The organism is Aquidulcibacter sp., assembly GCF_049239865.1.
Classification (GTDB): Bacteria; Pseudomonadota; Alphaproteobacteria; order Caulobacterales; family Aquidulcibacteraceae; genus Aquidulcibacter.
In genome coordinates this window covers 1-24,376 of sequence record NZ_JBMLTR010000105.1, presented here as the reverse complement: position 1 = coordinate 24,376, position 24,376 = coordinate 1, and the positions used below count along the sequence as shown (strand labels likewise).

The 24,376-nt window shown below is 57.1% G+C and carries 27 protein-coding genes; 16 read left to right on the top strand and 11 right to left on the bottom strand.

Annotated features, from left to right (window positions below):
- Positions 1 to 44: 44 nt before the first annotated feature.
- Together hemF and ACOVRA_RS07640 are read right to left on the bottom strand one after the other, a co-directional pair.
- Entirely contained in the window at positions 45 to 914 is an 870-nt protein-coding gene (gene hemF / locus ACOVRA_RS07645) for an oxygen-dependent coproporphyrinogen oxidase (protein ID WP_421719766.1), read from the bottom strand.
- Between the two features lie 60 nt (positions 915 to 974).
- Positions 975 to 1,439, bottom strand: coding sequence for a tRNA (cytidine(34)-2'-O)-methyltransferase (locus ACOVRA_RS07640; RefSeq protein ID WP_290807491.1), 465 nt, complete (start codon positions 1,437 to 1,439; stop codon positions 975 to 977).
- A gap of 128 nt (positions 1,440 to 1,567) precedes the next feature.
- On the opposite strand from ACOVRA_RS07640, the gene petA reads away from it, so the two are divergent.
- The 3 genes from petA to ACOVRA_RS07625 are packed head-to-tail and all read left to right on the top strand — an operon-like array spanning position 1,568 to position 4,279.
- On the top strand, positions 1,568 to 2,140 hold the full coding sequence (gene petA, locus ACOVRA_RS07635; RefSeq protein ID WP_290807490.1) for a ubiquinol-cytochrome c reductase iron-sulfur subunit: 573 nt from the start codon (positions 1,568 to 1,570) through the stop codon (positions 2,138 to 2,140).
- 7 nt (positions 2,141 to 2,147) lie between these two features.
- Positions 2,148 to 3,437: a cytochrome b gene (locus ACOVRA_RS07630; RefSeq protein WP_290807489.1), complete on the top strand. Its 1,290-nt coding sequence runs from the start codon at positions 2,148 to 2,150 to the stop codon at positions 3,435 to 3,437.
- Between the two features lie 11 nt (positions 3,438 to 3,448).
- Complete coding sequence (locus tag ACOVRA_RS07625) at positions 3,449 to 4,279, top strand: cytochrome c1 (RefSeq protein WP_421719764.1); 831 nt, start codon at positions 3,449 to 3,451, stop codon at positions 4,277 to 4,279.
- Positions 4,280 to 4,557: 278 nt separating this feature from the next.
- Here the strand turns inward: ACOVRA_RS07625 and ACOVRA_RS07620 are convergent, their stop codons facing one another.
- From ACOVRA_RS07620 to ACOVRA_RS07610, 3 genes are read right to left on the bottom strand one after another with little or no spacing between them, the layout of a single operon-like run.
- Positions 4,558 to 4,995: a flagellar basal body protein gene (locus ACOVRA_RS07620; RefSeq protein WP_290807487.1), complete on the bottom strand. Its 438-nt coding sequence runs from the start codon at positions 4,993 to 4,995 to the stop codon at positions 4,558 to 4,560.
- A gap of 3 nt (positions 4,996 to 4,998) precedes the next feature.
- Positions 4,999 to 5,340 carry a rod-binding protein gene (locus ACOVRA_RS07615; RefSeq protein ID WP_298230711.1) on the bottom strand — a complete coding sequence of 114 codons (342 nt, stop codon included), beginning with the start codon at positions 5,338 to 5,340 and terminating at the stop codon, positions 4,999 to 5,001.
- Positions 5,341 to 5,354: 14 nt separating this feature from the next.
- The gene (locus tag ACOVRA_RS07610) at positions 5,355 to 6,494 is read right to left on the bottom strand and encodes a flagellar basal body P-ring protein FlgI (RefSeq protein ID WP_421719762.1); all 1,140 of its coding nucleotides are present in this window, start codon (positions 6,492 to 6,494) and stop codon (positions 5,355 to 5,357) included.
- A gap of 202 nt (positions 6,495 to 6,696) precedes the next feature.
- Here ACOVRA_RS07610 and ACOVRA_RS07605 point away from each other — a divergent pair, with 202 nt between their 5' ends.
- The gene (locus ACOVRA_RS07605) at positions 6,697 to 7,116 is read left to right on the top strand and encodes a flagellar assembly protein FliX (protein ID WP_290807484.1); all 420 of its coding nucleotides are present in this window, start codon (positions 6,697 to 6,699) and stop codon (positions 7,114 to 7,116) included.
- 195 nt (positions 7,117 to 7,311) lie between these two features.
- Positions 7,312 to 7,731 (top strand): RNA polymerase-binding protein DksA, encoded by a 420-nt coding sequence (dksA, locus tag ACOVRA_RS07600; protein ID WP_290807523.1) that lies wholly within the window; start codon positions 7,312 to 7,314, stop codon positions 7,729 to 7,731.
- Between the two features lie 20 nt (positions 7,732 to 7,751).
- Here dksA and flgH read toward each other — a convergent pair whose 3' ends face one another.
- The 4 genes from flgH to flgF are packed head-to-tail and all read right to left on the bottom strand — an operon-like array spanning position 7,752 to position 10,913.
- Positions 7,752 to 8,495, bottom strand: coding sequence for a flagellar basal body L-ring protein FlgH (flgH, locus tag ACOVRA_RS07595; RefSeq protein ID WP_421719761.1), 744 nt, complete (start codon positions 8,493 to 8,495; stop codon positions 7,752 to 7,754).
- A complete protein-coding gene (flgA, locus tag ACOVRA_RS07590) occupies positions 8,495 to 9,358 on the bottom strand; it encodes a flagellar basal body P-ring formation chaperone FlgA (RefSeq protein WP_421719760.1) in 864 nt (287 codons plus the stop codon). Before flgA ends, flgH begins: the two co-directional genes overlap by 1 nt.
- A gap of 7 nt (positions 9,359 to 9,365) precedes the next feature.
- Positions 9,366 to 10,154, bottom strand: coding sequence for a flagellar basal-body rod protein FlgG (gene flgG / locus ACOVRA_RS07585; RefSeq protein WP_421719759.1), 789 nt, complete (start codon positions 10,152 to 10,154; stop codon positions 9,366 to 9,368).
- 21 nt (positions 10,155 to 10,175) lie between these two features.
- Entirely contained in the window at positions 10,176 to 10,913 is a 738-nt protein-coding gene (gene flgF, locus ACOVRA_RS07580) for a flagellar basal-body rod protein FlgF (protein ID WP_421719758.1), read from the bottom strand.
- A gap of 321 nt (positions 10,914 to 11,234) precedes the next feature.
- Between flgF and ACOVRA_RS07575 the strand changes: the two genes are divergently transcribed.
- The 5 genes from ACOVRA_RS07575 (at position 11,235) to ACOVRA_RS07555 (ending at position 18,343) form a co-directional block, all read left to right on the top strand.
- Positions 11,235 to 11,879, top strand: coding sequence for a flagellar basal body-associated FliL family protein (locus tag ACOVRA_RS07575; protein ID WP_421719757.1), 645 nt, complete (start codon positions 11,235 to 11,237; stop codon positions 11,877 to 11,879).
- Positions 11,879 to 13,021: a flagellar motor switch protein FliM gene (gene fliM, locus ACOVRA_RS07570; RefSeq protein ID WP_421719756.1), complete on the top strand. Its 1,143-nt coding sequence runs from the start codon at positions 11,879 to 11,881 to the stop codon at positions 13,019 to 13,021. The genes ACOVRA_RS07575 and fliM overlap by 1 nt, the downstream gene beginning before the upstream one ends.
- Positions 13,018 to 13,452, top strand: coding sequence for a DUF6468 domain-containing protein (locus ACOVRA_RS07565; RefSeq protein WP_421719755.1), 435 nt, complete (start codon positions 13,018 to 13,020; stop codon positions 13,450 to 13,452). Before fliM ends, ACOVRA_RS07565 begins: the two co-directional genes overlap by 4 nt.
- Positions 13,449 to 14,435 carry a hypothetical protein gene (locus tag ACOVRA_RS07560; RefSeq protein ID WP_421719754.1) on the top strand — a complete coding sequence of 329 codons (987 nt, stop codon included), beginning with the start codon at positions 13,449 to 13,451 and terminating at the stop codon, positions 14,433 to 14,435. The genes ACOVRA_RS07565 and ACOVRA_RS07560 overlap by 4 nt, the downstream gene beginning before the upstream one ends.
- A 140-nt stretch (positions 14,436 to 14,575) precedes the next feature.
- Positions 14,576 to 18,343 (top strand): tetratricopeptide repeat protein, encoded by a 3,768-nt coding sequence (locus tag ACOVRA_RS07555; RefSeq protein WP_421719753.1) that lies wholly within the window; start codon positions 14,576 to 14,578, stop codon positions 18,341 to 18,343.
- Here the strand turns inward: ACOVRA_RS07555 and fliP are convergent.
- Positions 18,340 to 19,056, bottom strand: a complete 717-nt coding sequence (gene fliP / locus ACOVRA_RS07550; protein ID WP_298230722.1) for a flagellar type III secretion system pore protein FliP — start codon at positions 19,054 to 19,056, stop codon at positions 18,340 to 18,342. The genes ACOVRA_RS07555 and fliP overlap by 4 nt on opposite strands.
- Before the next feature lie 98 nt (positions 19,057 to 19,154).
- Complete coding sequence (locus ACOVRA_RS07545; RefSeq protein ID WP_421719752.1) at positions 19,155 to 19,481, bottom strand: hypothetical protein; 327 nt, start codon at positions 19,479 to 19,481, stop codon at positions 19,155 to 19,157.
- A 179-nt stretch (positions 19,482 to 19,660) separates the two neighbouring features.
- On the opposite strand from ACOVRA_RS07545, the gene ACOVRA_RS07540 reads away from it, so the two are divergent.
- From ACOVRA_RS07540 to ACOVRA_RS07515, 6 genes are read left to right on the top strand one after another with little or no spacing between them, the layout of a single operon-like run.
- On the top strand, positions 19,661 to 20,104 hold the full coding sequence (locus ACOVRA_RS07540; protein WP_290807465.1) for a flagellar biosynthesis protein FlgB: 444 nt from the start codon (positions 19,661 to 19,663) through the stop codon (positions 20,102 to 20,104).
- A gap of 11 nt (positions 20,105 to 20,115) precedes the next feature.
- A complete protein-coding gene (gene flgC, locus ACOVRA_RS07535) occupies positions 20,116 to 20,529 on the top strand; it encodes a flagellar basal body rod protein FlgC (protein ID WP_298230725.1) in 414 nt (137 codons plus the stop codon).
- 29 nt (positions 20,530 to 20,558) lie between these two features.
- Positions 20,559 to 20,867 carry a flagellar hook-basal body complex protein FliE gene (gene fliE, locus ACOVRA_RS07530; protein ID WP_421719751.1) on the top strand — a complete coding sequence of 103 codons (309 nt, stop codon included), beginning with the start codon at positions 20,559 to 20,561 and terminating at the stop codon, positions 20,865 to 20,867.
- A gap of 59 nt (positions 20,868 to 20,926) precedes the next feature.
- Positions 20,927 to 21,835 (top strand): class I SAM-dependent methyltransferase, encoded by a 909-nt coding sequence (locus ACOVRA_RS07525; RefSeq protein ID WP_421719750.1) that lies wholly within the window; start codon positions 20,927 to 20,929, stop codon positions 21,833 to 21,835.
- Entirely contained in the window at positions 21,832 to 22,581 is a 750-nt protein-coding gene (locus tag ACOVRA_RS07520) for a pseudouridine synthase (protein ID WP_421719749.1), read from the top strand. The genes ACOVRA_RS07525 and ACOVRA_RS07520 overlap by 4 nt, the downstream gene beginning before the upstream one ends.
- Positions 22,582 to 22,637: 56 nt before the next feature.
- Positions 22,638 to 23,951 (top strand): serine hydrolase domain-containing protein, encoded by a 1,314-nt coding sequence (locus ACOVRA_RS07515; RefSeq protein ID WP_421719748.1) that lies wholly within the window; start codon positions 22,638 to 22,640, stop codon positions 23,949 to 23,951.
- The last annotated feature ends 425 nt before the right edge of the window (positions 23,952 to 24,376 follow it).

Sequence of the window (24,376 nt, the reverse complement as noted above, 5' to 3'; positions counted from 1 at the left end):
TAGAACCGAAAAGCCTACAGTTTCGCCTTCAGTTGGGCAGATAATTAAGGCCACTTCACCACGGGTGGCATGGAAGACAGGATGCTCTCCACATTGCCGCCGGTCTTGAGGCCAAAGGTGGTGCCACGGTCATAGAGCAAATTATACTCCACATAGCGGCCACGTTGGATCAATTGCGCTTCACGCTCATCCTCGGTCCACGTTTCATTCATCCGGCCGCGAACGATCTCGGGATAGACCGACAAAAAGGCACGCCCGACGTCTTGGGTAAAGGCAAAATCCTTGTCCCAAGAACCCGTGTTGTGGTGGTCATAGAAAATGCCACCTATGCCGCGTGGCTCGTCGCGGTGGGGTAGGTAGAAATAGGTGTCGCACCAATCCTTGAACTTCGCATAAAAGGCGGGGTCGTGCGCATCACACGCCTGCTTCATGGCCGCGTGGAAGGTGAGGGTGTCGGGGAAATCGTCGGTCCGCTGATAGGCCATCAGAGGCGTTAAATCTGCGCCACCGCCAAACCAGCTTTCAGTTGTGGCCAACATGCGGGTGTTCATATGAACGGCTGGCACGCGCGGATTGGTCATATGCGCAATCAAGCTGATGCCGGAAGCCCAAAAGCGGGGGTCTTCAGAGGCACCTGGAATGGTTTTGGCATAATCTGCAGGGAAGGTGCCCATGACGGTGGAGACATGCACGCCGACCTTTTCAAACAAGCGGCCCTTCATGATTCCCATCACACCGCCGCCACCACCTGCTTCCTTGCGGTTCCAAGGCGTGCGGACAAACCGGCCGGGGCTGCCGGGATAAAGCGCAGGGTCTGCTTCGTCTTCGAGGGTTTCAAAGGCTTGCATGATCTGGTCTCGCAAGGATTCAAACCATGCTCTTGCCTGTGCTTTACGGTCGTCTTGCTCGCTCATACTGCCCTCGTTTTGTCGTTCTTGTACCGGGAAAGTGGTCCCGATTTCCTCCCTACAACGCTAATCCAGCGCCGCCCATCGGCCAGTTTGTCGCATGGCTTCGGTTAAGGCGATAGCTCCCGCTGTCACGACATTCAGGGATCGCAGTCCGTGTGCCATTGGAATGCGCACACAGGCGTGACAAGCAGCGATGACATCGGCTGGTGTCCCTTCTGTTTCACGCCCCAACATCAAAATATCGCTCGGTTCAAAGACGAAATCGGTCAAATGCGCGCTTCCCTCCGTCTCAATCAACACAATCCTGCTATTTCTCAGCTTAGTGGCTGCTGCAAATGCAGCAAAGCTATCATGGCGTCGCCAGTCACACTTGTCGCCATAATCGAGTGATGCGCGCTTTAAGGTCTTGTCTGATAAGGGAAAACCGCAAGGTTCGATGACATCTAGCCCTACGCCAAGGCACGCGGTAAGACGAATGGCCGCACCGAGATTTGGCGCGATATCTGGTTGAAAGAGAGCTAGGCGCACGTTATGCAATCTCATCTTTGGAGGGGGTGCCGCGAGATGCGGCGTTCCGTCGCACGTTCAAAAGGCACTATCGCCCTACTTTTAGCGGTAAACGACTTTTAGACGTGTGTGAATGCGGGAGTAGCAAGGTGTCAGCCACCAATCATGAAGTAGCCGGCGAGGCCGGAGAACCAACACGGCGTGACATGATTCATGTCGCGACTGGGGCCGTAGCAGCGGGCGGTGCCGCCATGCTGGCTTGGCCGCTCATCAATCAAATGAATCCAGCAGCCGATACGCGCGCTTTGGCATCGATTGAATTTGATGTGTCCAAAGTCGCGGAAGGTTCGCAGACCAAAATCATGTGGCGCGGCAAGCCAGTATTTGTCCGTCACCGGACCCCTGCAGAAATTGCGCAAGGCAAAAAGGACGATGGTGCGGATCTGAAAGATCCCCAAACGGACGAGCAGCGCACGATGCAATCCAATGAACAGCCCGGCAAGCCCGAGTATCTGATCATGGAAGCAAACTGCACCCATTTGGGTTGTATCCCTGTCGGCGTCGACGAGGCGGGCTACATTGGCGAATTTGGCGGTTGGTTCTGCCCTTGCCATGGCTCTCACTACGATACCGCTGGCCGCATTCGCTTAGGCCCAGCGCCGAAAAACCTCCATATTCCGCCGTACCTGTATACTGGCGGCACAGTCGTAAAGATTGGATGATACGAACATGAGTGGACCTTCAAGCTATGTGCCTAAGTCCGACCTCGAAAAGTGGTTGGATACACGGCTGCCGATCATGCGGTTTATGAATGACACGCTGGTCGATTTTCCAACCCCGAAGAACTTGAACTATTGGTACACGTTCGGCGGCATTTTGGCGGTCTGCTTGGCCAGCCAAATCATCACCGGGATCATCCTGGCGATGCATTATGTGCCGCATGTCGACATGGCCTTTAACTCGGTTGAACGCATCATGCGTGACGTCAACTACGGTTGGTTGATCCGCTTCATGCACTCCAACGGGGCCAGCATGTTCTTCTTGGCCGTCTATATCCACATCTTCCGTGGCCTCTATTACGGCTCGTACAAGGCACCACGCGAAATCCTTTGGGGTTTGGGCGTGATCATCTTCTTGTTGATGATCATCACCGCTTTCATGGGTTACGTTTTGCCTTGGGGCCAAATGTCGTTGTGGGGCGCAACCGTGATCACCAACATTGTGGGTGCGGTTCCCTTCATCGGTGACTCGATCAAGACATGGTTGCTCGGTGGCTTTGCGGTCGATAATGCGACGCTGAACCGCTTCTTCTCGCTGCACTACCTCCTGCCATTCGTCATTGCAGGCGTGGTTGTATTGCACATCTGGGCACTGCACGTGCCAGGCAACAACAACCCAACCGGTGTTGAAGTCCAGGATGTGAAGAAAGAAACCCTGCCGTTTCACCCCTATTATACCATCAAGGATGCGTTCGCGATCTGCGTCTTCTTGCTGATCTTTGCTGGCTTTGTCTTCTTTGGCCCCAACACTTTGGGTCACCCAGACAATTATATCCCAGCAAACAATCAAGTGACCCCATCGCACATCGTGCCTGAATGGTATCTCTTGCCCTTCTACGCGATCTTGCGCGCCATCACCTTCGACATCCTGATCATCGATGCCAAGTTCGGCGGCGTGATCGCGATGGGTGGTGCGATCCTGATCTTGTTCGCGCTGCCTTGGCTCGACTCGTCCAAGATCAAGTCCATGCGCTATCGCCCAGTGGCCCGTATGTGGTGGTTTGCCTTTGTGCTGAACTTCCTGATGCTGGCCGTGTGTGGTGCCATGCCGGCTGAACCACCCTGGACGGTGATCTCGTTGATCTGCACGATCTTCTACTTCGCGTATTTCTTGGTCGTCTTGCCTGTTCTGGGCGTGATTGAGAAACCCCAAACCCCACCTGCGTCGATTGCAGACTCGATCCTGCAGTCACACAAGAAGTCGGCAGGCGTATCTGCTGCAGCTGTACCGGCGGAATGAGGAACTTTGTTATGAAACCAACTTTCGCACGCCGATTCATCGCTGGGGTCTTAGGCCTTGTCTCCGTCGTAGCCTTCACCAGCAGCGCGCAAGCTGCTGGGGAAGTGAAGCACCCTCGGGCCGTTAATGGCACGTGGGAAGGCCCATTTGGTCGCTTTGACCGGGCCCAGCTGCAACGCGGCTTCCAAGTCTATAAGGAAGTCTGTTCGGGCTGCCATTCCATGAATTTGCTCCATTACCGCAACCTCGGTGATGAGCATGGCCCGTTCTACGATCCTAAATATCCAAATCCGAACGAAAATCCGGTCATCAAAGCCATTGCTGCCACGTACACCGTGAAAGCGGTTGATCCTGATGGCAATGAGGAAGAGCGTCCAGGTCTTCCTTCAGACAAGTTCGTGTCACCATTTGAAACCCGGGCTCAAGCAGCTGCGGCCAATGGTGGGGCGGTTCCGCCAGATATGTCGGCTTTGATTAAGGCCCGTCATAATGGTGGTGACTATGTCTACTCGCTCTTGAGCGGCTATGACCAAACACCGCCAAAGGACAAGAAGATTCCGGAAGGCAAGCACTATAACCCGTACATGCCCGGTGGCGTGATTGCCATGGGTCCGCCACTGGTCGATGACCAAGTGACCTATGCGGACACTGAAGGCAATAAGGGCGTGAAGCCAACCGTGGACCAAATGTCCCACGACGTGGTCGCTTTCTTGAGCTGGGCGTCTGAGCCACATCAGACCCAACGCAAGATCACAGGCTTTGGCGTGATGGCGTTCTTGTTGGTCCTAACCATCTTGTTGTGGTTCTCGTATCGCCAAGTGTGGCGCAACGTCGAGCACTGAGCTGACTAACCTCTCTAAACACAAAGGCCGCCTCTTGGGGCGGCCTTTTTGCTGTGTGGTTCAGGAAAGCCCCTCTCCCTCTGGGAGAGGGGACGGGGGTGAGGGTTTCACCCCCACGGTGTATAAGTGCGCTGTTCGAAGTTGGTAAAAGTGTCTTGCAACGCGCCCTTGCGTAAACACCCCCTCACCCCCGACCCCTCTCCCCCGTTGGGGCGAGGGGAGGCGCGCTATTCTTCAAGATCACGCCACACGGCTGGCGGCAATGGCAACCTTCGGGCTTAAGCCCGGCGGTCCAAAGCAACTGCGCTGGTGTCGCGGTAGGCTTGAGCGCCAGGGCCGTAAGCCACAGGGGTTGGTCGAGCCGCAACCGCTTCTTCCGCAATCGCGCGGACTAGGCCTTCCGCCAACGCGCGTTGACGACCCAAGGCCCGCTCATGGGCCTCCATGGCAGCCTTAAAGCGCTCTGTCTCTACCGTCAGGGTGGCTTTCAGAACGGGCGGCACGCCTTCAAGGATGGAAGGGTTTTGGGCAATCCGGCGGCTTTCCAGCGCATAGACATTGGCCAGACGCGCGGATTCTTCGTTTAAGGATTGGGCTTCCAAGAACCGGCTACCTTCAAACAAGGCCGCCTGCCTCTCTGCCAAATCGGCCAGCCGACGCGTCAAGAGGATTAATTGGTCTAGAAGATCGCTGGGGTCGTTGGCCATTAGGGTCATGATCTATACTCCCGCTGCTTGTGCACGTTCTTGGATTTTCAGCATTTCTCGTTTTACGGCAGTGGCGATGCCGATCCCGCCTTGTTCGCTGAAGCCCTTGGCATATTCCTCCGTCAAGAATGGACGAAAGGCCCGCTCTGCTGCACCACCGCCAAACATGGAGTCCGAAATATCGGTGTCTGTTTCCATCAAGGACAGCATTTGCGCCAAGGCCATACGTTCGAATTCACGCGCGGTCTTGTCCATTTCAGCGCTTGACTTCAGCGTTTTCGCGCGCGCACCCAACACTTCAACCGAGGCGGATTGCGTTTGGGCGAAGGGCATAATTGGGGCAATCGAGTCCATCTTCTTTGGGTCCCTTACATCACTTCGATGTCAGCTTGCAGCGCACCAGAGGCCTTCAGCGCCTGGAGGATTTGAATGAGGTCACGCGGGTTGACGCCTAAAGAATTGAGGCCTTCGACCAGATCGCGCAGCGGCACGCCCCCCCGAATAACTGTGAGGTCGCCCTTATCTTCTTCAACCGTCACGCTGGAGCGTGGCACGACGGTGGTTTCGCCTTGGCTCAGCGGGTTGGGCTGGCTGACCAATGGGGTCTCTTGCACTGAGACGGTCAGATTGCCTTGGGCAACGGCAACCGTGGAAACGCGCACATTATCGCCCATCACCACAATGCCAGAGGCTTCATCGACGACAATCTTGGCAACCAGATCGGGCGTCACGGTCAAGCGCTCGACCCGGCTAATCAGATTGACCATATCGCCTGGATAGCCAATCGGCTTTGAAAGAACGACCGTTGAAGGATTGTCGACTGAAGCGGCTGCGACGCCCAGATTGGTGTTGATCGCGTTTGCGATGCGGCGTGCCGTGGTAAAGTCGGGGTTGCGCAAGGCGAGGCGAAGTTCAGTCTGTCCAGCAAGGTCAAAGTGAAGCTCGCGCTCGATTAGCGCACCATTGGCAATACGCCCATTGGTGCTGACGCCGCGGCTGACGCTGGTGCCAGAATTGCCCGTCGCAGTGAAGCCACCAACCGTCAATTGACCTTGGGCAACCGCATAGACTTGGCCATCTGCGCCCATCATAGGGGTCACCAGCAAGGTCCCGCCCTCTAAGCTCTTCGCATCGCCAAAGGCTGAGACCGAGATATCAAGCCGTGTGCCTTGGGTGGCAAAGGGGGGCAGGCTGGCCGTCACCATAACAGCAGCGACATTCTTGGTTTGCAGATTCTGTTCGCGCGTATTGACGCCCATCCGCTCCAGCATGGCTTCTAAGCTTTGCTTCGTGAAGGGCGAGTTACGCAGACCATCGCCGGTTCCGGGCAGGCCAACCACAATGCCATAGCCGATCAGCTGGTTGTCGCGCACGCCTTCAATCTGCACCAAATCCTTGATGCGAGATTGGGCCAAAGCCTGCGACGGCCACGTACAGCTAAGACTGATCAGCCCCAAAAGCAGGGCGGTAGAAACAAGACGGAATACGGGCGTAAATATCTGTGTCATTGGATTTGACCATGCTAAATCCATGCCGCGAAGTGGTCTGATAAAAACGATTTAAAACAATATCTTCTGAAGCGGACTTTCGCGCACACCGATCAATGTATCGGCAAGCATTGCCTAGTGCTGGTAGCCTTCTGCCGCCCTCCCGCGAACTTTTGTCACACATTAATCAGGTCTTAACCGAGGCGGCCCATGAGTCGTGTTTATGAAAGTTAACGCGCCCACCTCTACTTCCACTGTCTCTGGGGCCCGCCGTGCCACGGGCGGTGCGGCGCCCGGCTTTGTTTTGCCTGGGCAAGTGGAAGGGGGACCCGCACAGGTCAATCGCGCGATGTCCGCAACCTCCATTGCCAATGTTGGTGCGCTTTTGGCGCTTCAAGGTGAAGATGATGTGGTCGAGCGTCGCCGTCGCGCGACCCGCCGCTCCTCAACCCTTCTCGACCAATTGGACGAGATCCGTGTTGCCATTCTGGGTGGGGGCGTTAGTCGCGAACAGGTCGCGCGCTTGTCTCAGTCTCTGCGTGAGCATCGGGACGCTGTGGATGATCCGGCCCTTAATGCGCTTTTAGATGATGTGGAACTGCGCGCTGAAGTCGAACTCGCCAAGCTCGAGCGCGCACTTTAGGGCGGTCTGGTCGTCGATTCTGAGGATTGCTCTTTGTGTTCCTGTCGGTTGCCAATTCTTTTAGCAGTTCAGGGCCTAGCCCAATGTTTCTAGCGCCTTGCGAGCCGTCTCAGGCTTCACTATAGCGCGAGGACATCGTGCGATGCCTTTATCGATCACATGCAGAATCAGGGGTACGTCATGACGACGATAGTTATGCCAAACACCGGTGTTCCTAGTGACTATGTGCCTTCCGACGACGAAGAGTTCATGAATGAACGGCAGCGTGAGTATTTCCGCAAAAAGCTGCAAGATTGGAAAGAGTCGATCCTAGCCGACTCCAAAGATACGCTGTCGCATCTGCAAACCGAAACCGCCTCCTTGCCAGATGTGGCTGACCGCGCTTCGGCTGAAACCGATAAGAGCATTGAGCTGCGAGCACGAGACCGTCAACGCAAACTGATCTCGAAAATCGAATCTGCTTTGCGCCGGATTGAAGATGGCTCTTACGGCTATTGCGATGAAACCGGTGAGCCGATCTCTTTGGGCCGCCTGATGGCTCGCCCCGTGGCGACCTTGAGCTTAGAAGCCCAAGAGCGCCATGAGCGGTCAGAACGTATTCACCGCGACGACTGAGCGGTCTCGATCAGCCCTGATTAGAAGGGGCTGATCGCTCCCAAAATTTGCTGGCCCTTTGGCGGCTGCTGATAGGCCGTGATTTGGCCTCGCCCACCGTAAGAGATACGGGCTTCAGCCATTTGTGTGTGGCGAACTTGATTGGCCGAGGTGATATCTTGCGGCCGCACAATCCCTGAGACCAAAAGCTCGCGCAATTCATTGTTGATGCGCACTTCTTGGCGACCCGCCACAACTAAATTGCCGTTTGGCAGCACTTGGGTGACAATGGCGGCAACCGTCATGTCGACCTTTTCATTGCGCGCCACTTGGCCTTGGCCGGCAAAAGCGCCATTGGAGCTGGCCCCCACCATGGTCGAAGGATCAAAGCCTTCCGGTAGAACTTTTCCAGGGATTTGCTCTAAGCCAAAGAAATTGGTCACGCCGCCATCCATGGTGGATTTGCGTGTGCGACCCGTTGAATTGTTCAATTGCGCTTGATCATTGATCTGGATCAGCACGGTCAGGATGTCGCCGATATTGGAGGCGCGGGGATCATTGAAGAATTGCCGCGAGCCTGCTTTCCATAAGGAATTGGACGAGGCTTGGCTCATTTGCTGGGCTGGCATTGGCATCACGACTTGCCGGCGCCCCGTCGCAGCATAGGCCGGGTTTTCAATCGGGGTCACTTCAGGCGGTTTCCCTGCCGTGCGCACTTCTTCGATGGTTGAGGCACAGCCTGTCAGGGTCAGGGCCGCTAAAATCATCATGCTCAACTTTTGCATCAATTGACTCCGTTCTGATTAGGTACCCGAGCCGAAAGCTGGCTTAACATCACACGGGCCGTGCCCGGACCATCGACAATGGCTTCCAGCACGCGTTTGGATTGTGGATTTAGAACTTTGACACTCGCTCCGATGGCGGCATCACCCAGCGCCTTGCCACGCACCGACAATCTTAGGCCTTCGGCTTCATAGATCAGGGTTACAGGCTCGTTGCGTCGTACGGAGGGTGTGTCCATCACATCCATGGCTCGCAACGGCGTGTTGGCGAGTAGGACGCGCTTGGCTGTCTTGCCGATCAGAGCTTCAGGATCAGCCAAAGCATCGCGTGGGGCTGTCGTGGGCGTATCGATCCAAACAACGTCTTCGGCTTGGATGGTTTCACCGCGCTGAACGGTGCGACCCAGCACGGCCAAGGCTTCTGGACGGGCAGCGGCTGCCGATGCGCTGGCTCTCTGCCGCGCTTCGGGCACTGCAGGCGTGGTCGCTGTCGGCTGGATTGGGGTTAGGGGATCTGTCCGACCGGGCCCATTGACGACGATTTGGCGGACGCCTTCTCGATTGGGCCAGTTTAAGCCCGCTGCTCGGGCGCGCGCTTGCAGGGGCGCTGCCCCAAACACAACCATCTGACCGGGGCCGGGTGAGCGCGCGATCGGCTGGTTGGCGTAGGCTCCGGCATTGTCGAACACATCGCCAAAGGTAATTTGCGCCTTGTCGGAACGCGGGTTGGCTTTCAGCGACAAGACGGGAAATGCTTGCGCGGATTGGGCAAAGCCGGGGCTGACCTGCACGACAGGGGCAGCCAATAGGCCTAAAGCAAACCAATAAGCCCAGCTTAAACGGAGGAGGGGGCGGCGCGCGTTCATCTACGCCTTACCGGAGGACTTGAGATGTGGCTTGCATCATCTCATCGCTGGCATTGATAACTTTGGAATTCATTTCATACGCGCGTTGGGCGATGATGAGGGCGGAAATCTCAAACACAGGATTGACGTTAGAGGCTTCAACATATTTCTGGTTGATCGAGCCAAGACCGGGACCGGTTGGATTGCCGATGGTGGCGGGGCCTGAGGCGGCGGTTTCCACCAACAGATTGTCACCCAAAGCTTCCAAGCCCGCTGGGTTCACAAAGCCGGCTAACGTAATCTGGCCCAAATCCTGTGGCGCGGTTTGGCCTGAGATGATGGCTTGTACTTGCCCGGAGGGCGAAATCGAGAAATCAAGCGCGCCATCAGGGATTTGAATTTCAGGCTGCAGCACATAGCCTTCCCCCGTCACGATCTGCCCGGTCGGCGAGGACGAGAAATTGCCGGCGCGGGTATAAGCGGTTCGCCCATCCGGCATCAGGATTTGGAAATAGCCCCGGCCATTGATGGCCATGTCATATTTATTGTCGGTCGGCGTCATGCTGCCTTGTTCGGCAATGCGATACACCGAACCGGTTTTCACGCCGTAACCGACCTGCACCCCGGTTGGGTCAATCGTGCCGGAATCCGAGGTGGTGGCACCTGGACGATCGAGGTTTTGATAGATTAAATCCTGAAACTCGGCGCGTTGGCGCTTAAAGCCCGTGGTGTTCATGTTCGCGATGTTGTTCGAAATGACTTCAACATTGAGCTGTTGGGCCAACATGCCGGTAGCTGCGATATTCATAGAGCGCATATGCTTGGTCCTTTAGTCAGATTAGGTTTGAACTCGGGCGAGACGTTCAATCGCTCGGCCACGCAAGTCCTCAGTTTGTTTTTGCAGGCGGGTTGCGCTCTCAAAAGCGCGGCTAATTTCCATGATGCGGGTGAGCTCTGTCACCGCGACAACATTGGAGCCCTCAATCATGCCTTGGACGACTTGGGGATCGGCTGCGGCTTGCGCCGCTTCGCCCGTAGGCCGCCAGAGATTGTCGCCGACTTTGTCGAGCGCACCGGGGCGGTCAAAGCGCGCGATGCCCAGTTGGGCTACAGTCACGCCATTTTGTTGGATGGATCCATTTTTCGCGACCAAAGGCTCGCCTTGGGTAATGTCTAAGATGATGGGCTGGCCAGTGGTGTCGAGAACGGGGCGACCGTCACCGGTTACGATGCGGCCTTGCGTGTCCATTTGGAAGCGGCCGTCACGGGTGTAGGCATTGCCTTGCGGCGTTTGGACCGTGAAATAGCCTTCGCCCGCCAAAGCGAAATCAAGCGGATTATCGGTGCGCTGCAAAGCGCCAGGCCGGAAATCCCGTGCAATCGTATAGTCGCGGACAAACTCAACCGTTTTGGGCCTTTCGGCGATGGAGGCGGGGCGGCGAATAACCGGCTCAAACAGGACCGATTCTGACTTGAAGCCAGCCGTGGAGACGTTCGCCATATTGTTTGCCGCGACATCCATTTGTCGCCGCAGGGCATTTTGAGCCGAAAGAGTGATGAGAAGTGTATTGTCCATCTCTATGTCTACCTTCTAGGTGAGCCCACGATGCGCTTTGGCACCAAATTCTCTGAGCCAGGCCCTATACCTTGCAAGAGCTGGGCCAAGAATTAATCATTAAAATTCAGTATTCTAAAATGGATGGCGGTCGACTTGGGCAGATGATGCCGTGAAAAAACCGCCATGATGGGCGATTTCGACCGGTCCCTCGGCAGTTTTTGCCGCATGGTTAAGATTTGGTGACATTTCATTAACCACGATTGGCTTAACTCACCCGGTACAGAAACGCCCATGCGTGCCCGCTGAGTCGGGGGCCGCTCAAGCCAGTGAGAGAATCTGATGGCCGGTAAGAAAGAGAAAAAGGGTGAGGCCCCTCCTGAAGGCGCAGATGGCGCCGAAGGGGAGGAGGGCACTGGTGGCAAGAAGAAGCTTGCCGGCAAGCAGCTGATCCTCTTCATCGTTCTGCCCGCGATCTTGCTTTTGGGCGGCGGCGGAGCTGCAGCCTATTTCCTTGTCTTTGCAAAGAAGCCTGCTGCTGTCGCTGACGCGAAAGGTGAAAAGGGCAAGGAAGACGAAAAGAAGAAAAAGGACGAGAAGAAGAAGGAAAAAGGCAAGGACGAAAAAGGCGGTGACAAGAAGGACGGCGAGGGCGGCATTAAGCTGGCTGAAGGTCCCAATGGCGAAGGCTTCGTCACGTTGCCAGACCTGATCGTCAACATTGCCACGGCTGACAGTCGTCCGGCCTATCTAAAGCTTCGTTTGACCTTGCAAGCCAAGGATATGGAGACGGCAGAGACGATTGAGCCGCTCCTGCCGCGCATTCTCGACCAATATACCGGCTTCCTGCGCGAGCTTCGCATGGAAGATGTTGCAGGTTCGGCCGGTTATTCGCGGTTGCAGCTCGAGCTTCTGAAGCGGGTCAATCTGGCGATTGCGCCGGCACAAGTTGATGCGGTGCTCATCGAAGAAATGTTGGTTCAATAATGGCGGATGATCTCGATCAAGATGCTATGGCGGCGGCTTGGGAAGCCGAAGCCATGGGCGATGGTGGTGGTGCCGGTGGCGGCGATGATGCGTTTGCCGCCGAATGGGAAGCCATGGTTGGCGGGGAAACCGGCAAAACCATTTCAGCCTCTGCCATTGGTGCCGAACGGGTTCTGAACCAAGACGAAATCGACTCGCTGTTGGGCTTTGACCTCGGCGATGATGATAGCGACGAGAAGAACGGCATCCGCGGGATCATCAACTCCGCGCTGGTTTCCTACGAACGTCTACCCATGTTGGAAATCGTCTTCGACCGCTTGGTGCGGTTGATGACCACCAGCTTGCGTAACTTCACCTCTGACAACGTCGAAGTCTCGCTCGACCACATCTCGTCGATCCGGTTTGGCGATTATCTGAACTCTATTCCGTTGCCGGCTATTTTGGCGGTTTTCCGCGCCGAGCAATTGGACAATTACGGTCTGATGACTGTTGATTCCAATCTGATTTACTCAATTGTGGACGTTCTTTTGGGCGGACGTCGTGGCACAACCGCGATGCGCATCGAAGGCCGCCCCTATACGACGATTGAGCGCATGCTGGTGACGCGGATGATCGAGGTCATCTTGCAAGATATGCAAGCCGCGTTTGAACCTTTGAAGCAGGTTGATTTCTCACTGGACCGGATCGAGACCAACCCGCGCTTTGCCGCGATCGCGCGTCCTGCCAACGCCGCCATCATGATCAAAATGCGGATTGACATGGAAGACCGTGGCGGACGCGTTGAACTCCTTCTTCCTTACGCAACGCTTGAGCCGATCCGTAAAATGCTCATCCAGCAATTCATGGGTGAGAAATTTGGCCGGGATAATATTTGGGAAGGCCACTTGGCTACCGAACTTTGGTCGACGGACATGCAGGTTGAAGCAGTCCTCGATGAATTGCCGGTGCCACTCGGCCGCTTGTTGAACTTGAAGGTCGGCGAAACCGTGTTCTTGAACCAACCCCCAGATGGCAGCGTGGAATTACGTTGCGGGCAGATTGCTTTAACCAAGGGGCGCATGGGCAAGATGGGCCGTGCGATTGCCTTGTCTCTGGATGGGCCTCTTACAAACTCGGCAAGACGGGAGCTGATGAAGCAATGACCGACCTTTATATCCCCATTGCGCAGATTATTTTGGCGGTTGCTATGTTGGCCGTCGCGGTTTTGTGCATCCGATTGGACCGCAAAATCACTGCCCTGCGCGAAGGTAAGGATGGCGTCGCCGCCGCCGCCGCAGAGCTGGCGCTTGCTGTTGGTCGTGCAGAAGCCTCTGTGGTGGCCTTAAGGTCGGTGTCGGAAGCAGCAGGCGAAGACCTGCAGCGCAGCATCGAGGAAGCGCGGGCGACCGCTGAGGCCTTGAAATTTCTGGTCACAACGGCGCGGGCCGTCGAGATTAAGCCGGCCCCTGCGCCAGAGCCAGCACCTGTTCGTCAAAAACGCGACCTGCGTTGGGATGAAGAAGAAGTAGAAGAAGATTTCCAGTTGACGCGGCGTGCTCGCCCGTTGGCCGAAACATGGGGTGGTTTGAGATGAAATTTAAGCTTCGGCCTTTAACGGCTTTGGCTTTAGGTTTGGGCGTGGTCGGCTTGGCACAAGTCGGCCGCGTTGCTTTTGATGCGACCAATGCCATGGCTGCAGGGGAACCTGCGAAGAAGGAAGCTGCCGCACCAGTTGATGCGGCCAAACCAGCGGGCGGGGCTGCCGCGCCCAAGGCCGGTCCACCTATGTGTTTGCCAGTCGATTTGGCCAAAGAAGCGGGCATTAGTGCTGCTGAATTCCGCTTGCTGCAGACCTTGCAAGAGCGTCGTCAAACACTCGACACGCGCGAGCGCGATATTGTCACGCGGGAGAACTTGCTCGCCAATACCGATGCCAAAATCCAAGAGCGTATGAATGCCTTGAAGGCAGTAGAAGGCAATCTTCAGAAGCTGTTGGGTCAAGTTGATGATTTGGAATCTCAACGCATCACCTCGCTCGTGCGCGTCTATGAGAAAATGAAGCCCAAGGATGCCGCCGCTGTCTGGGAAGGCTTGGACACCGAAGTCTTGTTGAAAATTGCGCAGAAAATGAAAGAGCAGCCGCTCTCGCTTATTCTGGCGAAAATGTCACCAGAACGTGCGCGCGAAGTCACCCGCCGCTTGGCCGAGATCGACGCGCCGACCTTGCCGGTCATGGCTGGCAATCCACCACCTGCACCTCAAAATGCGGCCGCCCCAGCTGCGCCTGCTGCAACGCCCCCTGCAGCTAAAGCCCCTGCCGTTAAAGCGCCGCCCGCCAAAGCACCGGGCCAACAAGCGGCATTGAATAACCAGGCCAAAGGCGGTCCTGCTCCAAAAGGTTCAGCAGCGGCCAATGCCGCCTTGGATGCAAAGGGTACAGGTCCTGCAGGGGCGGGACCAACGGCACCGCGCGCACCGACGCCAAAGGCTCCGAACAACCCATCGACCCCGCAGCCTGCGGCCAAAGCGGCAACAGGACAGGCTCCGGCTGACCCTGCACAACGTCCCAAAGCCTAATTTGACGGCAATTCAGCCTCTACCACGTCGACATAACTGGTAAGGGGAACTTAACCGGATTCAGGCATAAGCAGATTTCTCCAGAAACTGGGCCAGACGTGGCTTAGCGGCGAGAATAAGAGATCTGACTTAGAGACCAGATGGCCAAATTGCGTCGGTTACTTGCTTATGTTGTCTGTGTGGCACTTGCGTCGCCACCGATGGCCTATGGCCAAAACGCCGCGCCTGCAGGCGGTGCTGCACCCTCGGCACTGGCAGGCCTCAAAGGCGTCACGCTCTCGTCCAGTCAAGATTCAACTTACGCCCGCCTATTGATCGCTTGGCCTGCTGGTACCAATCTTTCCGCCACCGCGGTTGCCACGCCCAATAATGGCTTGGCCATGATCCGCTTGCCGCGAGCGATAGAGGCTGATCCAACGGCCTTTGCCAAAGGCGCACCTGATTTTGTGGCCTCAGCCGCACTCAGCACCGACAAGCGCACCATTCGGGTTGCCCTGCTCCAGCCAACTCGTGTGATCACCAGCCGTGTCGGCAATGTGCAAGCCTTTGACTTTGTGATGTCAAATGCCGAAGCGCCACCGCCCTTTGAAGGCGAAGCCAAGGCAATGGCCGCTGCCAATACAGCTGATAAGGCCGGCGAAGGCCCCGTCGATGAGTCTGGTCCGCCAAAGAAAATGATCAATGGGGCGGCACCGGTTGGTGCACCGAAGATTCAAGTCGATGTGTTTGAGGCCAAGGAATTCACGCGTTTGCGCCTGTCGCGTGTGGGCAATCAGTTCCCGCTGCCTGCGCATGGCTATGCGCGTCGCGGCGACCGCTTAGCGATTGCGTTACCGGGAAAATTTGCCTTTGATACCGCCGCAATCCGGAACCGTCCGCCCGCGCGGGTTGAGGATGCCGCGCGCTATAATTCCGATACAGATTCGTCCTTTCTGCTCGATGTTGCCCCAGGCAGCGTTGTTCGTCACAGCCGCGACGGCAATGCGATCCTCATCGATATTCTGCCCGAAGGGGCAAACCCCGATACGATTCAGGCATTACAAGACGAGGCTGGCGGCAAGATTGGCTCACCTGAGCCTAAGTCGGTTGCGGGCAAGCAGGGCGCTTTGAAAGATCCAAAGGCCGGTGAAACCGACGGGACGCCACCTGAAGCTAAGACCGCAGAAGCTCAAGCCAGTGAAATGGATGCTGAGGCGCTGCTGGCCCAGCGGCCAGATCCCGCACCATCTGGTCGCGTCCGCATGAGTAGCGCGATGGTCGGTAAGGAATTGCAACTGGAGTTCGATTTTGAAACCCCAGCCCCAGCGGCAGTGTATCGGCGCGGTGATTCCATCTATGTGCTGTTTGCGACAGCGGCCGATATGGATGTGGGTCGCGTGCCCAGTGGCAAGTTTGTCAGCCGAATTGAGAAAGTCCGCGGCGAGGGGGTTTCAGGCATTCGGATCGTTGCGCCGCCTGAAGTTCAAGCAACGCCAACTTCTTTTGGACCGAAGTGGAAAGTTGTTCTTTCTCCACAAAGGCAAGCGGCCGGTCGATCGATTGGTTTGGTGCGCGAACAAGCTCTAGACGGCACATCGCGGGTAAAGGCCTTGGTGCCCGATGGCGCAGCAACGGGCATGATCACCGATCCAGCCGTGGGCGACACCTTGTTGATCGGCCTCGCCTTAGGCCCCAATAGCAGCTTGGGTACGCAGCGCTCTTATTTGGAAGCCGTGCTGCCTGAAACCTTCCACGGTTTGGTGGTGGTGCCCCGGACCGATGATTTCGCCTTGCGGCGTGATGTCGATGGCTTTGTCTTGGTGCGTCCACAAGGCATGGCCTTGTCGGGCTTGGCCCCAGCAGACGAATTAGGTGCTGGTCCTGCGACCGCACCCGGCTTCATTGACTTTAAGACTTGGCGCTTGGGCCCAAAAGCCGATTTCACCAACAACCTCAATAAATTGCGCCGCAAAGCTGCGATTGAATTGGGTGACACCAATAATAAGATTAGCGCGCGCTTGGATCTGGCACGCTTCCTTGTCGCGTGGGATTTGGGCGCTGAGGCTTCAGGCGTCATCCGGCAATTGCGCTCAGATGTTCCAGCCCTTGAGCGGTCACCGGAATTGCTGGCCTTGGAAGGCATCGCCACATTGATGGGCGGGCATGGCAAGGCGGCGCTGGATTTGTTGAGTGAGCCAGAAGTAGCCGAAGATCCCGCCGCCCAACTTTGGGCGGGGCTTGCCGCCCAGGTGAGCGGCAATTCTAGCGAAGCTCGCGTCCGCTTTGAGCGCGGCAAGACAGCGCTGCAGAATTTCGAGCCTGAGTATCGTGCCCGCTTTAACATTGCCAATGGCAATGCAGCGCTTGAACTCGGCGATGGCGCTTTGGCCTCCATGACAGGGAGCAGCGCGCAACGCGAAGCCCAAGACAGCCTGACCCAATTGCAAGCTGCTCTTTTGGCTGCCCGTGCGATGGGGGCCACTGGCCGCGTCAATGAAGCCTTGGTCGCGCTGACCAAGCTCGCAACAGCCCCTGACCGCGAGATTGCGGCGCGCGCTGCCTATGAGAAGGCAAATCTCGGCGAATCGAGTGGCAAAATTCCGGCCATTGAGTCGATCAAGGCACTCGATGCCTTGCGCTACACGTGGCGCGGCGATGATTTGGAATTGGATATTCTGCGCCGCTTGGGCGGCCTTTACATTCAAGCCGGTGATATTCGCTCTGGCTTGACGACCATGGCCAGCGCATCGACCTTGCGACCAGACCTGCCTGCGGCCCGTCGCCTGCGCGATGACTTGTTCCAGCAGTTTAAATTCCTGTTCCTTGAGGGCGGTGCCGATGGCATGGACCCGATCCAAGCTCTGGCCCTGTTCTACGACTTCCGTACCTTGGCCCCCATCGGCCCAGATGGCGACCGCATGGTGCGCGGCCTTGCCGAGCGTTTGGTCGCGCTCGATCTCTTGCCACAAGCCACGCAATTGCTGCAGCACCAAGTCGATAAGCGCTTGGAAGGCTTCTCGAAATCTCAGGTCGCAACCGATCTGGCCGCACTCTATCTGATGGACCGCCGTCCTGAAGAAGCCTTGCGCGCGATCTGGAACAGCCGCGTATCCCTTCTGCCAGAGCCATTGAATGAGCAGCGCCGCCTGATTGAAGCGGCAAGCTTGGCTGAGTTGGGCCGCAAAGATCATGCGCTGGAGACCATTGAGTTTGACGACTCCCCCGATGCGGCGCGGGTACGGACTGAGATTTACATGCGCGCAGGCGACTGGCCAAATGCGGCAGCGAATGCCCGGGCATCCCTGCCGCCAGCACAGGCAGCCCTATCTCCAGAAGATGCAGGCGAGGTTTTGCGGGTTGCCGTCGCCCAAGCCATGGCGCGCGAAGATGGCTTTAATCGTGGGCTAGTCCGCACTTATGGACCAGCCATGAGCAAGAGCGCCTATGCGGAAGCCTTCAAAGTGGTGACCGACAGTGCCATCCCATCGAATGCGTCTTTGCAGTCGGCCGTAAAAATTGCCACTGGCGGTTCACCCTATGACGGTCTCATGCGTCGCTTGCGTGATCGCCTGAACCGCATTGAAGCCCCAACAGAAGCCGAGGCCGTCCAAGCCGCCCGCGCTATTGGCCCTACCGACGGCAATCCAAATGGACGTTTGAGCGCCGCTTTGCTGTCCGTCTTGCCAAAGGCGCTCCAGCCAGAGGGAATTGCAAAGGAAGCGGCACCGCTGTTGCCAGACGTGCGTCCAAGCCTGCCACCGCAACGCTCGCCAGCCGTGGCCTCCGTGCCGCCGCGTGCGCCCGCGCGTCCGGCCAATGCGGCGCCTAGAACGGCGCAAAATCAAGCAAAGGCACCTGCTAGACCTGCGGCTCGTGCTGGCGTCGACGCGCCGCGCGATCCCCCGCCTGCACCCATCGTTGGCCGCTAAGCCGGCGGGACGGCCCTAAAGCTTTGGACAAGGCTTTCAGCAACCAAGCGCCATCCGTCGACCAACACAAAGAAGATCAGCTTAAACGGCAGAGACACCACCACCGGTGGCAGCATCATCATGCCCATCGCCATCAAGAGCGAAGCGACCACCAGATCGATCACAAGAAACGGTACGAACAATAAGAAGCCAATCTCAAAGGCGCGTCGTAATTCTGAGATCATGAAAGCAGGGGTGACAACCCGCATCGGCAAAGCTTGCGCATTTTGTGGCGTTGGAATGCGGGCCAAACGAATAAAGAGCTCTAGGTCCTTTTCCCGCGTTTGCGCCAGCATGAATTGCTTCAAAGGCTCGGTCGCGCGCGGCCAAGCTTGTTCCATCGTGACTTCTTGCTTGGTCAAGGGGGCGATGCCCTCATTCCACGACCGCTCAAACGTCGGCTGCATCACAAAGGCGGTGAGGAAGAGCGCAAGTGATACCATCACAGCATTGGGGGGCGCTTGTTGCAGGCCGATGGCTGTCCGAAGCAAGGACAAGACAACCACGATCCGCACAAAGCTCGTCGTCATGATGACAACAGACGGGGCGAGCGACAAAATGGTGATCAGCGCGACCGTCTGAACCACGCGCTCGGTCAATCCGGTACCACTTCCAAGGTCAAGATTGATCGATTGCGCCATCGCCGTGGCAACCCCCAGCATAGACGCCCCCATGGCGCAGACGAAAATGATCAGCCAGCGCTTGAGAAGGCGCTTGAGCTCTGTCTTGGATTGACCTTGAGCAGGCGAGGCTTTCTGAGGGGCTTTGGATGTCATGACTGGGTGCCTGTAGCTGAAGTTACAGCGTGCGGAGCGGGACTGGTGGCTTCTGGGTAGATGGTCTTGGAGCTGATGGTGCTGGCCCCGGTGGGCGAGACCAAAACCAAATGCTCCTGATCGTCGCATCGGATGAGAATGGCACGAGTCCGTCCGGCATCTAGCCACAATTGCTCAACCAATTTCAGTCGGCCCTTGGTCAGGCTGGGCATTTGACCCTGCATCAGACCGTACCGCCGCGCCAGCCAAGCTGCCCCTAGCAACAGGCCCAGCGTAAATGCCAAGGCGGCCGTCGCCCGAACAAGGTCCAAGAAAAGTTCCATTGGTCAGCCCTCTATCCTAGATGCCATACCACCCAAGTTTCGCGCGCTTCTGCCCGCGTGATCCCGCGTCGCCCGCTCCGGTTAATCAAAGGTTAACAAGATGCCTTCATGGTTCTTAATCAGTGCTTAACCATGATCACTTCATCATTACAGGTGCGAAGAATCGCAAGGATCAGGTCATGGGCATCACCGACACGCCATTTTTTAACGTTCTGCGCGAACGTATGGGCTTTCTGAATGAACGTCAGAAGCTTTTGGCTGAGAATGTCGCCAATGCGTCTACCCCTAAATATGTACCGCGTGATCTCGATAATCGTGCCTTTGCCGATGCAATCGCACGGCAAATGCCCCAAGCGCGCAGTGGATTAGCCGGGGCTGCCCCTTTGTCACCGGTCAAAATGGCAGCAACGCGGGCAGGGCACCTCGACGGCGGGGCACCCGCTGCAGGTTCTGGCCGCGCGATTAAGACGCCTGACAGCGAAGTGACGCTGGATGGCAATGCGGTCGTCTTGGAAGAACAAATGATCAAAGTGGCCGATACGCGCATGAATTATGACGCGGCTCTGGGCCTCTATCAAAAGGGTTTGCAATTGATGCGCTTGGCATCGCGCAAGCCGCAATAGGAAGATAAGCCATGACAGATATGAATGCTGCGCTCAATGTTGCTGCTTCCGGCCTCCGCGCTCAAACGGCGCGGATGAAGGTAATTGCGGAAAACATCGCGAACGCCAATTCCACCGCGCCCAATCCCGGGGCCGACCCCTATCAGCGCAAAGTCAGCGTGTTTGGCCAAGTTCTGAACCGCGAGAATGGCACCACTGAAGTCAAGATGACCAAGGTCCAAAAGGACACGTCGGATTTTCGTCTGCGCTATGACCCGACCCACCCCGGTGCCAATGCCGAGGGCTATGTGAAACTGCCGAATGTCAACACGCTGATTGAAAGCCTCGATATGCGTGAAGCCCAGCGTGCTTATGAAGCCAACCTCAATGTCGTTGAAAGCGCGCGGGCGATGATGTCGCGCACGCTTGATCTTTTGCGCCGCTAAGCGCGCTTTTTTCAGGAGAAACCTGAGCCATGAATTCAGCCGCCCTTCTTGCCGCCAAAGCCTATGGTGCTGCCGCTGGCGGTGCTGCGCCCAGCACCGGCCCCGCCATTGCCGATACCAATTTCAATTTCTCGTCCATGTTGGCCCAACAAGTCTCCTCCACGGTCGAAGCCACAAAGGCCGCAGAAACCCAAGCCGCCCAAGCGGTGACCGGCAAAGCGGAGATGGTCGATGTGGTGACGGCTGTTGCCGCCGCTGAAGTGCAAATGGAAACCATGCTGGCCTTCCGCGATCAGGCCATCCAAGCCTATCAAGAAATCATGCGGATGCCGATCTAGCGGCTGACAACTGATCAGCAAAACTTGTGTCCGTGGCCGATCTAGCCCAGATCACGGTAATGAGCAGAATAATCATCTATGGCGATATTCCCGCAGGTCTCGTCGACGTGCCTGAAGGTAGCGCGCAGGTTTCACCCTTGCATCCCGGCGCGGTCACTTTGGATGCCTTGAAAGAAGGCTCCTATACAGGCCTCGTCATGCGGGCCCCTTCCAATACGATGGAGCGCCGCCATGAAATCGCACTTGCTTTGCGCGCCTTGGCACCTGGCGCACCCTTGACGATTTTGGCCCCAAAAGACAAAGGCGGCACCCGCCTCGCCAAGGATTTGTTGGGCTTTGGGGTGATGGTCTCAGACCAGCCCAAGCGACACCACCGCATTTGCCAAGGCAAGCGCCCAGAAGCCCTGCGAAATATTGAGGCGGCGCTGGCTGAAGGTGCCTTACGGCTCCTGCCTGAACTTGGTATTTGGGGCCAGCCGGGCCTCTTCAGTTGGGACCGGATCGATGTTGGCACGCAAGCGCTGTTGGATGTCTTGCCCGCCTTATCCGGCAAGATTGCTGACTTTGGTTGCGGGGCAGGGGTGTTGTCGCGCTTCGTGCTGCAAAGCGCGAAAGTTACCGCCCTCACGGGCTTTGAGCTCGACCGTCGCGCCATTGCTGCCGCTCATAAGGCGATTTCTGACCCGCGCTTTGCGAGCGTCTGGACCGATTTGGTCGCCGATGGGACTGGGGGCCAGAGCTTCGACACCATCGTCATGAACCCACCTTTCCATCGCGCAGGGATTGAGGATCAGACCCTCGGCATGGCCATGATTGGTCGCGCGGCAGAAGCCCTCCGCCCCGGTGGCTCCCTCTGGCTCACCGCAAACCGCCATTTGCCCTATGAGGCGATCTTGAAGGCCCGCTTTGCCAGCTTCACGCTGAAGTCTGAAGCGCAGGGCTTTAAAGTCTATCAGGCGATCCGATGAGCAAGCCTGTCCCGACCGCCCGTCTCGACCGCTTGCTGGCCAATATGGGCTATGGCTCACGGCGCGACATTGGTCTGATGACAAAGGCGGGCTGGATAAGTCTCGATGGGCAGGCCGTGCAGGATGAAGCGGCCCGGGTGCGGTTAGAAGCCGACTTGCCCGCAAGGCTTTTGATCCGCGGCAAAAAGCTCGATCCTTTACCCGGCATGGTCATCATGGTGCACAAGCCTTTGGGCGTGACTTGCTCGCGCAAAGAGGCAGGCACTTTGATCTATGACCTGCTGCCAGATCGATGGCGCGCGCGAGACCCGGCCTTATCGACTGTCGGGCGGCTCGATAAGGAAACCTCCGGCCTCATCCTGATGACCGATGATGGCGACCTGTTACACAAAATCATCTCGCCCAAGCACCATGTCCCCAAGCGCTATGTCGTTACTTTGGATCGGCCGTTGAACGGGACTGAAGCGGCCACCTTCGCCGCTGGTGGCCTGATGCTAGACGGAGAGACCAAGCCTCTGTTGCCGGCAGAGCTGGACGTGACGGGGGAGCGTTCGGCCATTTTGACGCTGCATGAAGGCCGCTATCATCAAGTTCGCCGCATGTTTGCCGCCATCGGCAATCATGTCACCGCCCTTCACCGGGATCAGATTGGCGCATTGACCCTGCCTGAAGATCTAATGGCTGGCAGCTTACGCGTGATGACCGACAGCGATGTCGCAAAAGTGTTTGCTGTTCTGGCCAAGTAAGGTCACGATCCAGAAACAAAAAGCAAAAAACAAAAAGCAAAATAGGGAGGCCCGCCATGAATAAGAAACTTCTAAAGTCGCTAAGCCTAATGCTCGTACTAACAGCCGGTCTAAGTGCCGGGACGGCTAATGCCCAAGCGCCAACAACGCCACCGGCCCCGCAGCCCCGTCTGGATTGGCAGAAGTCGGGCTATAATGTTGGCTTTCCGGCCCCAGCCGATAAGCGCATCACGCGCGACAATGCACTTGCCTATCCTTACACGGGCTGGAGCTATCAGCATGTGCGAGAGCTGTTTCCAACCCGCGGCGTGGCGCGCGGTGGGCAAGTCAGCCCGCTGCCCAGCCAACCTGTATCGCTCGACGGCCTGACGTTTGTGGCCCCAGATGGCAAGACCATCAACTGGTCGCAGTTTGAAGCTGAAACCCATACTGATGCCATGCTGGTGCTGCACAAGGGCAAGATCGTCTATGAGCGCTATGCCAATGGCATGACACCGGAAAGCCAGCATTTGCTCTTCTCGGTCAGCAAATCCTTTGTCGGCCTGATGGCAGAACTATTGATCCATGACGGCAAATTGGACGAGACCGCCAAAGTCGTCACCTATGTGCCAGAACTGATTGGCTCAGCCTGGGAAACGGCGACCGTGCGCGACCTGATGGATATGCGCGACGGGGTCAGCTTTGACGAAAATTACGCCAATCCAAACGCGGAGATTCATCGCTACGCTTTGGCGTGGGGCTGGGGCCCTGCCAATATTCCGGCACCAAAAGGCGTATATGAGGCCCTGCCGACGCTAAAGACCCGCTTTGCAGAATCCGGCGGTCCATTTCGCTACCGTTCTGCCGCCACCGACGCGCTTGGCTGGGTCCTTGTGCGGGCGAGCGGGCAGAGCCTAGCAGGCCTTGTCTCAGAACGGGTTTGGAAGAAGTTGGGGGTGGAGCATGACGCGACCTGGGCCATTGATCCTGCCGGTCAAGAAATCGCGGCTGCGGGTCTCAATGTCACGGCCCGAGACCTTGCGCGCTTGGGCGAAATGCTGCGCCAAGATGGCCGCTTCAACGGCCAACAAATCATTCCCGCCGCCGTGGTGAAAAAGATCAAGGCAGGCGGCGATAATGCAGCATTCCGGGCTTCAAATCCCATCCCCGCGCGCCTCAACTGGTCCTATCACAGCCAATTCTGGATCAGCCACGATGCCAATCAAAGCTTCAATCTGTTCGGCGTAGCGGGCCAACGCGTCTATATCGACCCCACAAACCAAATCGTCATCGTGCGCTTCGGCAGCCACCCCGTGCTGTCCAACCTCTTCACCGCCGCAATCCATGATGCCGCCTTCGGGGCCTTGACGGCGAAACTCACGGCGCGGTGAAGGGGAAAGCCCATACTCACTGAGGTCCCCGCCCTTCGCTGACGCTTCGGCGGGGATAAAGGACCGCGCAACAAAAGTTGCGCTTGTCAACGCGGCGGCAGGCGCAACTTTTGTTGCGCGGTCCTTTTGGTGATCCTTCTGTCTCGCCAAAATCTGTCCAGATGGAAACACCCCTTCAGTCCCTTCGGGACACATCGGCGTAAACGGGGAAGCGGCGTGTCCCAACTGCTGCCGCTCTCCCCTCTCCCTCTGGGAGAGGGGCGGGGGTGAGGGCTTAGGTGCACAATAATTTAGTTATTCCGGTCCAATCTAAGCCCCTAAGCAAAATAAGCTTTTACGCCCGTAAGCCCTCACCCCTTTCCCCTCTCCCAGCAGGAGAGGGGAGCGCATAGATAAAAACTTATCCCCCACCCATCAAACCCCGC